Raw genomic sequence first — 12,714 nt, 5'->3', positions numbered from 1 at the left:
ACAAAAGCATAATATCGGCCCTTTAGAGCCCATGACCTGGAAGGAAAAGCCGTGACTCAAGCCCAATATGACCAATGCCTGGAAAACTGGACGGATCGCGAATCTACCGCTGAAGCGATGATTCCGCTGATCGGTCGCCTTTACCGTGAGCACAATGTGGTCACTTCGATCTATGGTCGGGGGCTGGTTAACCGGTCAGTGATCAGTATCCTCAAGTCCCACCGCTTCGCCCGCCAGATTGACGATACCGAGCTGTCGGTGCATGACACCTTTCCATTGATCAAGGCTCTGCTAGATCTGAATCTGGGTCCTGCCTCGATTGATCTGGCTCGTCTGGTTGAGAAGTTTCGTAGTGAAGGTGGCGATGATCTGGACGCTTTCCTGCGCAAGGAACTGGTTGATGTGATCGGGCACAAAGGTGAGCGCCGCCAGGGTCGGGACGTCGTGCTTTATGGATTTGGTCGTATTGGTCGTCTTCTGGCACGCATCATGGTCGAAAAAATCGGTGTGGGTGACGGTTTGCGTCTACGCGCTATCGTCGTGCGCAAGGGTGCGACCAATGACCTGGTCAAGCGCGCCAGTTTGCTGCGCCGTGATTCGGTGCACGGGTCTTTTCAGGGCACAATCAAGGTGGATGAAGAGAATAACACCTTGACCGCCAACGGCATGATTATTCAGGTGATCTACGCCAGCGATCCGAGCGGCGTTAATTACTCGCAATACGGTATCGAAAACGCCATTGTTGTGGATAACACCGGGGTGTGGCGCGATGCTGAGGGTCTGTCCCAGCACCTGAAGTGTCCCGGCGCCACCCAAGTCGTTCTGACTGCGCCCGGCAAGGGCGATCTGAAGAACATTGTGCATGGAATCAATCACGCGACTATCACCCCGGATGACAAGATCATTTCCGCGGCGTCCTGTACGACTAATGCCATCGTGCCAGTGCTCAAGGCGATCAACGATAAGTACGGCATCGTTAATGGCCATGTCGAAACCGTGCACTCCTATACCAACGACCAGAACCTTATCGATAACTTCCACAAGGGCAACCGGCGTGGTCGTAGTGCAGCACTCAATATGGTAATCACCGAGACGGGCGCTGCCAAGGCTGTGGCCAAGGCGCTGCCGGAGCTGGGCGGCAAGTTGAGTGGTAACGCGATTCGGGTACCCACACCCAATGTATCGATGGCGATCCTCAATCTGAATCTGGAAAAGGCGACAGATCGTGATGAGGTCAACGAGTACCTGCGCTACATGGCGCTGCACTCTGACCTGCACAAGCAGATTGATTTCACCAATTCTCAGGAAGTTGTTTCCAGTGATTTTGTCGGTTCGAGGCACGCAGGTGTGATCGATGCAGAAGCGACAATCTGTAATGACAACCGTCTGATTCTCTATGTTTGGTACGACAACGAGTTCGGTTACAGCTGCCAAGTTGTTCGGATCCTTGAAGATCTCGGTAACGTCAACCCCCCGGCTTTCCCAGTCTAACGCGTAGTCAAGTTGCAGCTATTGTGACGGGTAAGAAATGAGAAAGGCGCAAAAGCGCCTTTCTTTTTGTTCAGGATTTGTCCGTAATAGAATTATCTCTCTGCGGTCAGTTTTTCGCGCAGGTTATCGGAAAGTCCGTCTTCCTTCAGCCATATGCCTACGTAGGCCTGGGCCAGTTCGCTGTCGTCAGAACGGAAGGACATTACGCCGTTGTACTGGAGAGTCAGCCGATGCTGAGCGTCCAGCGTTAAGGCGTAACGGTCACCTGCTTTGATGTCGGTAAAGGTATCATGCAAAGCGTCAACACCTGGACGCAACCGTGTGAGCGTCCGCTCGTCGTATTGTCGTTCAAGTGCCACCCAGGCAGCCTTGATCACATCTTCGCGATCAATATTACGATAGTAATACAGCTCCAGCTGCAAAGGCTCACCGGGCACGATTGGATTTGCCAATGGTTGCCCCGGCGGGGTGAGTAGAGCGGCGCTGTAAATATCGATAAAAAGATACTTGAGCACGCTGGCATTGCGCAGCACCAGTTCCTGCCCTACGACTTCCAAGCGCTCCGGGAAACCGGCCTGAGCCAGTCTTTCCTCGTTGGCCGCCAAGCTCAAAGGCAAAGCAACAAGAGCCAAAAAAAGGAATCGTTTAATCATCTATTGTCCCTCACGATTGAGTGGTTTAATCATTAGTAAGTACTTCAGGCTGGGCATGGTCAATTCGTCCTGACGCAGATTGTGTAACAGCAAGAAACCTGAAAAAACCAAGGCCTTGAGTAGTATTGGCAGGCCATGATCTTTATACTTGACTGGATTTTAGATGAGGGTTTGCGATCCTGTCTGGTTAACTTTTCTCTGCCTCCAGCAGTGCTCGGCGGCGCTTTTAGCCGGATGTTCGATCCGCCCTTGATGATTCTAACCAGTGATTAGGCTATACGTATGATAAAAATCAAACGGGGCTTGGATTTGCCAATCACCGGCTCCCCCGAGCAACTTGTAGACGACGCCCGCCCGGTGCGCAGCGTTGCCCTGGTCGGTTTCGATTACCACGGTATGAAACCGACCATGGAAGTTCAAGAGGGTGACCGGGTCAAGTTAGGCCAGATTCTCTTCAGTGACAAGAAGAGCCCCGGCGTTATCTATACCGCACCTGCAGCAGGCGTGGTCAGTGCGATCAATCGGGGCGACAGACGCGTCCTGCAGTCTGTGGTGATCGACGTGGATGGCGACGAGTCTGTGAGCTTTGCTGCCCACGAAGAGGCATCCCTGTCTGGTCTCGATCCGAAGCAAGTTCGCGAGCAGCTCATTGAGTCAGGTATGTGGACAGCGCTGCGCACGCGGCCCTACAGTCGTGTTCCGGCGGTGGAGAGTGAGCCTCATTCGATTTTTGTGACTGCGATGGATACCAATCCGTTGGCAGCCGACCCGGCATTAGTGTTGAAGGAATACGCCGGCGCATTTGAAAACGGTCTCAAAGTATTGGCTCGCTTGGGCCGTATCTGGTTGTGCCGCGCTGAAGACGCCAGCGTCCCGGGCGAAAATCTGGATGGGGTGCGTTGCGAAAGCTTTGCTGGGCCGCATCCGGCAGGTCTGCCTGGTACACACATACACATGCTTGATCCGGTCAGCATTGGCAAGACGGTCTGGCAGATCAATTACCAGGACGTCATCGCGATTGGCCACCTTTTCACCGACGGAAAGTTATGGACAGAACGTGTCGTTGCTCTGGGCGGACCCATGGTCGAGCGACCCCGGCTGCTAAAAACGCGTCTGGGCGCTAACCTGGACGAACTTACTGCGGGCGAGCTGCAGCCGGGCAACAACCGGGTCATCTCCGGCTCTGTGTTCGGCGGTCGTGTTGCACTGGGTCCGGTAGCCTACCTGGGGCGTTATCATCAGCAAATATCGGTGCTCGCCGAAGGCGATGACCGTGAGATGATTCACTACCTGCGGCCGGGTGTGAACAAGCACTCAGTGCTCAATATTTTTGTTTCCAAGTTAAAAGCCAACAAGCAATTCGATTTTACTACAACAACTAATGGTAGCCCCCGCGCTATGGTCCCGCTCGGTAACTACGAGATGGTCATGCCGCTGGACATCCTGCCAACGCAACTCTTGCGCTACCTGATCGTCGGCGACACGGATATGGCCCAGAAACTGGGCTGTCTGGAGCTGGATGAAGAAGATCTGGCCCTGTGCAGTTACGTTTGCGCCGGCAAATATGAATATGGCCCGATTTTGCGTGACAATCTCACGTTAATCGAGAAGGAGGGATAAGCCATGGGTTTGCGTGCATTTTTCGACAAGATCGAGCACAACTTCGAAAAGGGTGGCAAGCACGAGAAGTTCTATGCCCTTTACGAGGCTGTAGATACTTTTTTCTATCGCCCTGGTAGCGTGACCCGGACCACAGCGCATGTGCGCGACGGTCTGGACCTCAAGCGCATGATGATTACCGTTTGGCTCTGTACATTCCCCGCGATGTTCTACGGCATGTACAACATAGGCTATCAGGCCAATATCATCTTTGCCGCCAACCCCGAGCTGCTTGCAGCGCAGGAAGGCTGGCGGTTTAGCTTGATCGGTATGTTGGCCGGTTTCAACTCGGCAAGTCTCTGGGACAATGTGATACACGGTGCGGCTTATTTTCTCCCGGTGTATGCAGTGACCTTTCTGGTCGGTGGCTTTTGGGAAGTGCTGTTCGCTTCCATTCGCAAACATGAGGTCAATGAAGGGTTTTTCGTAACCTCCATTCTGTTCGCGCTGATTCTGCCTCCCAGTATTCCACTGTGGCAGGTCGCACTGGGTATCAGCTTCGGTATTGTGATCGGCAAGGAAGTCTTCGGCGGCACTGGCAAGAATTTCCTGAATCCGGCGCTGACCGGCAGGGCGTTCCTGTATTTTGCCTATCCGGCATCCTCGTCCGGGGACGCAGTCTGGACCGTTGTTGATGGTTACGCTGGCGCAACATCCTTGAGCCTAGCGGCTTCTGGCGGTGTAGAGGCAATCATGTCTCAGGGCATTAGCTGGTTTGATGCCTTTGTCGGCAATATTCATGGCTCGATCGGTGAAACCTCCACCCTGGCGATCTTTATTGGTGGCGCGGTACTGCTGTCAACCAAGATTGCTAACTGGCGTATCGTTGCAGGCGTGATGCTTGGCATGGTCGGCTTGAGTCTGTTGTTCAACATGCTGGGATCCACGACTAATCCGATGTTCTCGGTACCCTGGTATTGGCACATGGTGGTTGGTGGCTTTGCCTTTGGCATGATTTTCATGGCGACCGACCCCGTTTCGGCATCGATGACGAATCAGGGCAAGTGGATCTATGGCGGCTTGATCGGTGTAATGGTTGTGTTGATCCGGGTGGTCAACCCTGCTTTCCCGGAGGGAATCATGCTGGCGATTCTGTTTGCCAACCTGTTTGCTCCCCTGATCGACCATTTTGTCGTCCAGGCCAATATAAAGCGGAGGCTTGTGCGCAATGTCCAGTAATAGAGAATCCGTTAGCCGCACCATCACGGTTGCGTTGCTGGTCTGTCTGGTTTGTTCGGTAGTGGTTTCGGTTGCAGCGGTGTCGCTCAAGCCGGTGCAGATCACTAACCAGCTACTGGATAAGAAGCGCAACATTCTTTCGATTGCCGGTTTGCTGGAAGAAGGCGTCAGTGTCGAAGAGCAATTCAAAAAAGTCACGGCGCGTTTGGTTGACCTGCGCACTGGAGAGTTTAGTGATGCAGTGGACCCTTTGACCTACGATCAGCAAAAGGCTTCAAAGGAGCCTGATATGTCGAAGAGGCTGGATGCATCCGTCGATATAGCGAGCATTCGTCGTCGTGCTGATTATGCGACTGTCTACATGGTCGAAAAAGAGGGTGGTATAGAAACCATGATTCTGCCGATCCATGGCTATGGTTTGTGGTCGACACTGTATGGTTTTGTTGCTCTGGAAGGGGATCTCAAGACGGTCGTGGGCTTGGGCTTCTACCAACATGCCGAAACCCCTGGTCTTGGCGGTGAAGTAGATAATCCAAACTGGAAAGCGCAATGGACTGGCAAAGTCGTCTATGACGAGGAAGGTCAGGTTGCAGTCCAGGTTATCAAAGGCAGCGTCGATCCGAGCATGGCTGACGCTGAGCACAAGATTGATGGCCTTGCGGGCGCTACTCTAACCAGCCGTGGCGTGGAAAAACTGGTGCAGTTCTGGATGGGCGAAAGCGGTTTCCGTCCGTTCCTCAATAACCTCCGATCAGGAGAGGCATAATCATGGCCAAAGCAAGCGCCAGACAGGTGCTCCTCGAACCGATTTTTAGTAATAACCCGATCGCCTTGCAGATCCTCGGGATCTGTTCGGCCCTAGCCGTCACTACCAGCTTGAACGTCACGTTGGTCATGTGTCTGGCTCTGACGTCGGTGACGGCTTTTTCCAACTTTTTCATATCGAGTATCCGTACCTACATACCCGGTTCGATCCGTATGATCGTGCAAATGGTGATCATTGCTTCGCTAGTTATCGTGGTCGATCAGCTCCTCAAGGCTTATGCCTACAACATCAGCAAGCAGTTATCGGTGTTTGTTGGTCTGATTATCACTAACTGTATCGTGATGGGCCGCGCAGAAGCTTTTGCAATGCAAAATCCGCCGCACATGAGTTTCCTTGACGGCGTCGGCAATGGTCTTGGCTACAGCGTCATTCTCATCATGGTAGCGACCGTGCGCGAACTGTTTGGGGCGGGCAAGTTGCTCGGCTTCGAAATTCTGCCGCTGGTCAATGCCGGTGGTTGGTATCAGCCTAATGGCTTGCTGCTGTTGCCGCCCTCTGCATTTTTTATTATTGGTTTGATCATCTGGGCACTGCGTTCGTGGAAGACTGAACAGGTTGAAGAGGCAGAGTTCAAGATGGCGCCGCAAAGCCGTACCCTCAAGGAGGCTATGTAAGTCATGATTGAACACTATCTAAGCCTGCTGGTTCGGGCTATTTTCGTCGAGAACATGGCGTTGGCATTCTTTCTTGGGATGTGTACCTTTATTGCCATTTCAAAAAAGGTACAGACCTCATTAGGTCTGGGTATCGCTGTTGTGGTGGTGTTGACTATCACCGTGCCGGCGAACAACCTGATCTATACCTATCTGTTGCGTGATGGTGCCCTAGCTTGGGCCGGGCTGCCCAACGTGGACCTCAGCTTCCTCGGGCTGCTCAGCTACATCGGGGTTATTGCCGCGCTGGTACAGATCCTTGAGATGCTGCTGGACAAGTTTGTACCCTCGCTCTACAACGCGCTGGGTGTGTTTTTACCGCTCATCACAGTGAACTGCGCCATTCTAGGTGCGTCGTTGTTTATGGTCGAACGGGACTACGCCCTCGGTGAGAGCGTTGTTTACGGGTTTGGCGCGGGTGTCGGCTGGGCGCTGGCTATTGTCGCGTTGGCGGGTATTCGGGAAAAGCTCAAGTACAGCGATGTTCCCGACGGCCTGCGTGGGCTGGGTATTACCTTCATCACCGTGGGACTCATGTCCCTGGGGTTCATGTCGTTTTCCGGCGTGCAACTGTAAACAGGAGCTGTAACTGATGAACATGGAAATCTTTCTGGGCGTGGGTATGTTCACCGCGATTGTGCTGTCTCTGGTTGCCGTGATTCTGATTGCCCGTTCCAAACTGGTCACTAGCGGTGATATCACCATTGAGATCAATGGCGAGCGTACGATCACAGTGCCTGCTGGCGGAAAATTGCTTAATACGTTGTCTGCCAACGGTATTTTTCTATCCTCTGCCTGTGGCGGCGGTGGGACCTGTGCTCAATGCAAGTGCATTGTCGAGGAAGGCGGTGGATCTATGCTGCCGACCGAGGAGTCGCACTTCACCAAGCGCGAAGCCAATGAAGGCTGGCGTCTGTCCTGTCAGGCCCCGGTCAAGCAGGATATGAAGATCGAAGTGCCTGAAGAAGTCTTTGGTGTGAAGAAATGGGAATGCACAGTTGAGGCCAATCCCAACGTCGCGACCTTTATCAAGGAGCTGATTCTCAAATTGCCCGAGGGCGAGAATGTTGATTTCCGTGCCGGTGGTTATGTGCAGCTTGAATGCCCGCCGCATACGGTGAATTATAAGGACTTCGATATTCAGCCCGAATTTCGGGGCGACTGGGACAAGTTCAACATGTGGCGCTTTGTGTCCAAGGTCGATGAAACGGTTATTCGTGCCTACTCCATGGCCAACTACCCCGAAGAGCGCGGCGTCGTAAAGTTCAACCTGCGGGTAGCATCTCCGCCGCCTGGCCGCGATGACTTACCACCCGGCAAGATGTCATCCTGGTGCTTCGCCCTCAAACCGGGCGACAAGGTGACAGTATTCGGTCCGTTCGGTGAGTTTTTCGCCAAGGAAACAGAGGCCGAAATGGTCTTCATCGGTGGTGGTGCCGGCATGGCACCTATGCGTTCGCACATCTTTGACCAGTTGGGCCGCATCAAGACCGACCGCAAGATCAGCTTTTGGTACGGTGCCCGCTCGTTGCGTGAAGCTTTCTATGTTGAAGAGTTCGACAAGTTGCAGGAGGAACACGATAACTTCAAGTGGCACCTGGCATTGTCCGATGCCTTGCCTGAGGACAACTGGGAGGGCCCTACTGGCTTTATCCATAACGTGCTACTTGATAATTACCTCAAGAGCCATCCGGCACCTGAAGATTGCGAGTACTACATGTGCGGTCCGCCGATGATGAACGCGTCGGTGATTAAGATGCTGCAGGATATGGGCGTCGAGCCGGAAAATATCATGCTTGATGATTTCGGCGGCTAGAGTGCTCTATCGCATCCTGCGGCCCGCTATGGTTGTTGCTTTTGCAACAGCGATAGCGGGCTGTTTCAATTCCGCAGTACCGGTTTCCGAAATCTCGGGAAGCACCATGGGCAGCACCTATTCGGTCAAATGGGTGGCTGTTGATGGCGCGCCTGAGCCAGAAATATTGCAAGCCATTCTTGATGAGTCGCTGGCCTTATTCGATGCGCAGGTATCGACCTGGCGTGATGACTCCGATCTCGCGCGCTTCAACGCATTGCCATCCGGCTCGTGTCAGTCCATGCCGCAATCAGTGCTGGACATGGTCAGGCTTGCCGACACATTGAACACCGCCAGCAACGGCGGTTTTGATGTGACTGTGGCGCCTTTGCTGGACATTTGGGGCTTTACCCACGGAGACGGTATGCAGGTGGTTCCGCTACAAACGGATATCGATGCCGCACTGCTGGACGTCGGTCAGCAGCATCTGCGCATTGATGGCAATGAGTTGTGCAAGGAGCGCGGTCTCAAAATTGATTTCAGCAGTCTCGCCGCCGGCTACATGGTTGATCAGGTGACGAAACAGCTCCTGTCGCTGGGTATCAGCAGTTACATGGTCGAGATGACAGGTGAGCTCAAGGCAGCCGGAACCAAACCCGGTGGCCGTCCATGGCGGATTGCCATAGAGGAGCCTCGGGACGAGGAGCGAACAGTTAGGCTGATCGTGGAGCTCGACGGGTACGGAGTCTCTACGTCAGGTGACTATCGCAATTATTTTGAATATGAAGGTAAACGTTATTCGCATACGGTTGATCCGCTGACTGGGTGGCCGGTTATGCATGATCTTGCTTCGGTAACGGTCATGGATCCTTCGGCTTTGATGGCCGATGGTCTTTCGACGTTGTTAATGGTTCTTGGCCCGGATAAAGGGTGGGAATACGCACAGGAAAACAATGTTGCAGCGCTGTTTGTGCTGCGCGAAGGGGACGGGTTCATATCCCGGCAAACACCCCCTTTCGAGGCTCTGATACAGAGTGAGGAGTAAAATATGGTTTGGTTGTTGGCATTTCTGGTAATGACATTGGTCGTAGTTGGCATGTCTGTAGGCGTGATGATGGGTCGTAAGCCGATCGCAGGCTCCTGTGGCGGCATTGGAGCGACCGGTCTGGACAAGTCATGTGGTATCTGTGGTGGCGACGTCACCAAGTGCGAAGAGGCTGGAGAGACTGCAGGAATAGCTCCGCGCAGTGTGCGCCAAGGTGCTGAACTTGGTTATGACGCTACCAAGGTCGACTAGAGTCTGCTCGTCGCGAATGAGAGCATCTTCTTTAGCACAACAAGGAATTCAGTGAATGGCTGTATACAACTATGACGTAGTAGTCCTGGGTTCTGGCCCTGCAGGTGAAGGTGCAGCGATGAATGCCGCCAAGCATGGTCGCAAGGTGGCGGTAGTTGAGGAGCGCGGTCAGGTCGGTGGTAATTGCACTCACCTTGGCACCATTCCCTCCAAAGCTTTACGGTACTCGGTTAAACAGATCATTCATTTCAACACCAATCCGATGTTCCGAACTATCGGGGAGCCTCGTTGGTTTCCGTTTCCTGATGTATTGAAAAGCGCTGAGAAGGTCATGGCCAAACAGGTCACCTCGCGTACCAGCTATTACGCACGTAATCGTGTCGATGTGTTTTTTGGCAAGGGCAGCTTTGCCGACGACAATACGATCGAGCTGGTTAATCATGCTGGTGTGGTCGAAAAGCTGATAGCCAAGGAAGTGATTATTGCTACGGGCTCAAGGCCCTATCGACCTGCAGACGTCAATTTCAGTCATCCGCGTATTTATGACAGCGACACCATCCTCAAACTCAACCATACCCCGCGTACCCTTATTATCTACGGTGCAGGGGTTATCGGTTGCGAATACGCGTCTATTTTCTGTGGCCTAGGAGTCAAGGTCGACCTGGTCAACAACCGGGATCGGTTGCTGAGTTTTCTGGATGATGAAATCTCAGACGCCCTGAGTTATCACCTACGGCATAACAGTGTCCTGATTCGGCACAACGAAGAATATGACAAGATCGAGGGGCTCGACAGCCGCGGTGTCATATTGCATCTCAAGTCGGGCAAGAAGTTGAAGGCTGACGCACTGCTCTGGTGTAACGGCCGTACTGGTAATACCGATGGGCTCGGACTTGAGAATATCGGTCTGCGTGCAAACAGCCGCGGACAACTGACAGTAGATGAGAACTATCGTACTGACATCTCGAATATCTATGCAGTAGGTGATGTTATCGGCTGGCCGAGTCTGGCTAGTGCCGCTTTCGATCAGGGTCGTTCAGCGGCGGGTAATATCGTCGACCATGATGCGTGGCGGTTTGTGGATGATGTCCCCACCGGTATTTACACGATCCCGGAGATCAGCTCGCTGGGCAAGACAGAACGCGAGCTCACGGACGCCTGCGTACCCTATGAAGTGGGCCAAGCCTTTTTCAAAAGCATGGCTCGAGCGCAGATAACCAGCGAGCAGGTTGGCATGCTCAAATTGCTGTTTCATCGTGACACTCTTGAGGTGTTGGGGATTCACTGCTTTGGCGACCAGGCATCAGAAATTGTTCACATCGGTCAGGCGGTGATGAATCAGAAGGGGGAGGCTAATTCGATCAAGTATTTCGTCAATACTACCTTTAACTATCCTACGATGGCCGAGGCCTATCGAGTGGCCGCACTGGATGGCTTAAACCGGCTGTTTTAAGCGCTGGGCCATATCATCAGTCGAGACTGAGCCCCGCCGTGCGGGGCTTTTGCTTATTGGGCTGTGTGTAGAGTCTCTATCGCCAAGTGCGGAAAGTCGGTAATGATGCTGTCGACTCCCATATCAGCCAGCCTGATCATGGTAGTAGGATCATTCACTGTCCAGACTGATACATGCAGCCCCAGTGCCTGAGCTTTACGAATGCGAGCCGGTTTGCACAGTTTCCAGTTCAGAATCAGATACCGACAGCCGTAACGCACAGCACTTTTCAAAGGATCGATCAGGCCATACTCTTCGACCAGACCGATGGGTAGTGAATAAGCGGTATCTCTGGCTGTTTTTAAGAGAGTGCGACTACTGGATGTCAGCACAACCTTGTCCTGCAGGCCGAAGCGTTCTACTAGCGTGCTCACTGCGTTGAGGACGATCCGCGATTGTCCGCTCGATCCACTCTTGACCTCAAGCTGGTAGTGCTCAAATTCCGGACAGTACTGAAAAAGTTGCTCCAGACTCGGAATGGGACAGTTCTCCGGCCATTCTGGGCCGTTACGTCGCGCATCCAGGCGCATCAATTCCGCCGCACTGTGCTGGTTGACCCTCCCGCCCAGACCGGTCGTTCGTTTGAGTGTCGGGTCGTGAATCACCATCAGCTGTTGATCGGAGGATAGGTGCAGGTCGAGCTCAACACGCCTGATCCCTGCTGCAAGTGCTCGGCGAAAACTGGGCAGTGTGTTTTCCGGCGCTTCTCCCCGGGCGCCCCGGTGCCCATAGATCAGTGTCATGGTGTTGATGCACTACCCGGACGACGCTGACGCACGCTGTCAATGACCCGGTCATACTCGAAATACACGCTGAACCCGGGGTAATCCCAGCGAGTGATAGGCGGCTGGCCGACAGCGGTGTGGCGCTTGCTGGGTTCGCCGAAGCGCTGGGACACTGTGTTCTTGCCAAGCCCGCGCTGGGGCATCGCAGTGGCTTGGTCAGAGACTTGGTGGCCGAGTGGAATGACCAGAGTGTCGGCGTGTGCGACTGTTACCGCGCACAGCATGCTTACAGCCAGTGTCGCAGCCAACAGAGACGAGGTGATAGGTTTCATTGGGCGGTCCTTTCCTTGGTTGTAGCGTCAGTTTTGGTGGCGCGGATTTCCTGTGCCTGTTTCTGCAGAATATGCCGGGCCAGTAATTGACGCTGGTTATCAGCCAGCGCATGGAAGCTCACTGCGATGGACCATGTACCGGGTCGGCTGCCTGAGTCGCAGCGTATCACTTGGGCGGGTACTACCAGGCCGAGCGGTGAGGGCAGCAATATCATGCGCACAGCGAGCCAGGACTCAATCTCGAATGGCTCTGCGACATCGAAAGACATGCCACTCTCGCTCAGCGTTACCTCTTGGGGTTCGCCGATATCATCCATAAGCTGGATCGCCAGTGCTTTGCTGACGAGGTCGACACGCTTATTGATGATCTTGAGGTAGTGGGCCAATGCCCGGTCACGTTCAGCGATTTGACGCAGCAGGTGCTGAGATTCGAAATCGAGTGTATGCAGATCGCTTAGTAAACTGAATAACGGAGATTCTTCATTGAAGATGCTATTTTCCAGATCGGCATTAGGGACTTTTCGGACATCCAACGACAGGCTGTCGCTGATTCTAAAAAAATTTCGTTTGTCGTTTTCGGCATCACTATTTTTGTGTGTCATATGACCCGCC

Annotated in this window: 14 protein-coding genes; 10 read left to right on the top strand and 4 right to left on the bottom strand. The window is 53.5% G+C overall.

The window, feature by feature from the left end; all coding sequences use genetic code 11:
* The first annotated feature begins 51 nt into the window (after positions 1-51).
* Positions 52-1,491: a glyceraldehyde-3-phosphate dehydrogenase gene (locus ACJAXR_RS05510; protein WP_415057246.1), complete on the top strand. Its 1,440-nt coding sequence runs from the start codon at positions 52-54 to the stop codon at positions 1,489-1,491.
* Positions 1,492-1,583: 92 nt separating this feature from the next.
* On the opposite strand, the gene ACJAXR_RS05505 is transcribed toward ACJAXR_RS05510, so the two are convergent.
* Complete coding sequence (locus ACJAXR_RS05505) at positions 1,584-2,144, bottom strand: chalcone isomerase family protein (protein WP_415057245.1); 561 nt, start codon at positions 2,142-2,144, stop codon at positions 1,584-1,586.
* Between the two features lie 282 nt (positions 2,145-2,426).
* Here ACJAXR_RS05505 and ACJAXR_RS05500 point away from each other — a divergent pair, with 282 nt between their 5' ends.
* From ACJAXR_RS05500 to sthA, 9 genes are all read left to right on the top strand, one after another.
* A complete protein-coding gene (locus tag ACJAXR_RS05500; protein ID WP_415057244.1) occupies positions 2,427-3,764 on the top strand; it encodes a Na(+)-translocating NADH-quinone reductase subunit A in 1,338 nt (445 codons plus the stop codon).
* Positions 3,765-3,767: 3 nt separating this feature from the next.
* Positions 3,768-4,982, top strand: coding sequence for an NADH:ubiquinone reductase (Na(+)-transporting) subunit B (locus ACJAXR_RS05495; protein WP_415057243.1), 1,215 nt, complete (start codon positions 3,768-3,770; stop codon positions 4,980-4,982).
* Positions 4,972-5,748 (top strand): Na(+)-translocating NADH-quinone reductase subunit C, encoded by a 777-nt coding sequence (locus tag ACJAXR_RS05490; RefSeq protein WP_415057242.1) that lies wholly within the window; start codon positions 4,972-4,974, stop codon positions 5,746-5,748. Before ACJAXR_RS05495 ends, ACJAXR_RS05490 begins: the two co-directional genes overlap by 11 nt.
* A 2-nt stretch (positions 5,749-5,750) precedes the next feature.
* Positions 5,751-6,422: an NADH:ubiquinone reductase (Na(+)-transporting) subunit D gene (locus ACJAXR_RS05485; RefSeq protein WP_415057241.1), complete on the top strand. Its 672-nt coding sequence runs from the start codon at positions 5,751-5,753 to the stop codon at positions 6,420-6,422.
* A gap of 6 nt (positions 6,423-6,428) precedes the next feature.
* Positions 6,429-7,037, top strand: a complete 609-nt coding sequence (gene nqrE / locus ACJAXR_RS05480; protein ID WP_415057479.1) for an NADH:ubiquinone reductase (Na(+)-transporting) subunit E — start codon at positions 6,429-6,431, stop codon at positions 7,035-7,037.
* 13 nt (positions 7,038-7,050) lie between these two features.
* The gene (gene nqrF, locus ACJAXR_RS05475) at positions 7,051-8,277 is read left to right on the top strand and encodes an NADH:ubiquinone reductase (Na(+)-transporting) subunit F (protein ID WP_415057478.1); all 1,227 of its coding nucleotides are present in this window, start codon (positions 7,051-7,053) and stop codon (positions 8,275-8,277) included.
* Between the two features lie 106 nt (positions 8,278-8,383).
* A complete protein-coding gene (locus ACJAXR_RS05470) occupies positions 8,384-9,301 on the top strand; it encodes an FAD:protein FMN transferase (RefSeq protein ID WP_415057240.1) in 918 nt (305 codons plus the stop codon).
* Positions 9,302-9,304: 3 nt separating this feature from the next.
* A complete protein-coding gene (gene nqrM, locus ACJAXR_RS05465; RefSeq protein WP_415057239.1) occupies positions 9,305-9,553 on the top strand; it encodes a (Na+)-NQR maturation NqrM in 249 nt (82 codons plus the stop codon).
* Between the two features lie 55 nt (positions 9,554-9,608).
* On the top strand, positions 9,609-11,006 hold the full coding sequence (gene sthA, locus ACJAXR_RS05460) for a Si-specific NAD(P)(+) transhydrogenase (RefSeq protein WP_415057238.1): 1,398 nt from the start codon (positions 9,609-9,611) through the stop codon (positions 11,004-11,006).
* Positions 11,007-11,059: 53 nt separating this feature from the next.
* Here sthA and ACJAXR_RS05455 read toward each other — a convergent pair whose 3' ends face one another.
* The 3 genes from ACJAXR_RS05455 to ACJAXR_RS05445 are packed head-to-tail and all read right to left on the bottom strand — an operon-like array spanning position 11,060 to position 12,704.
* Positions 11,060-11,788: a glycerophosphodiester phosphodiesterase gene (locus ACJAXR_RS05455; RefSeq protein ID WP_415057237.1), complete on the bottom strand. Its 729-nt coding sequence runs from the start codon at positions 11,786-11,788 to the stop codon at positions 11,060-11,062.
* Positions 11,785-12,102, bottom strand: a complete 318-nt coding sequence (locus ACJAXR_RS05450) for a phosphodiesterase (protein WP_415057236.1) — start codon at positions 12,100-12,102, stop codon at positions 11,785-11,787. Before ACJAXR_RS05450 ends, ACJAXR_RS05455 begins: the two co-directional genes overlap by 4 nt.
* A complete protein-coding gene (locus ACJAXR_RS05445; protein ID WP_415057235.1) occupies positions 12,099-12,704 on the bottom strand; it encodes a PilZ domain-containing protein in 606 nt (201 codons plus the stop codon). Before ACJAXR_RS05445 ends, ACJAXR_RS05450 begins: the two co-directional genes overlap by 4 nt.
* Positions 12,705-12,714 lie beyond the last annotated feature (10 nt).

The sequence above is a fragment of the Halopseudomonas sp. genome, from assembly GCF_047631575.1.
GTDB lineage: Bacteria > Pseudomonadota > Gammaproteobacteria > Pseudomonadales > Pseudomonadaceae > Halopseudomonas.
This window is presented reverse-complemented; position numbering and strand designations above follow the sequence as displayed.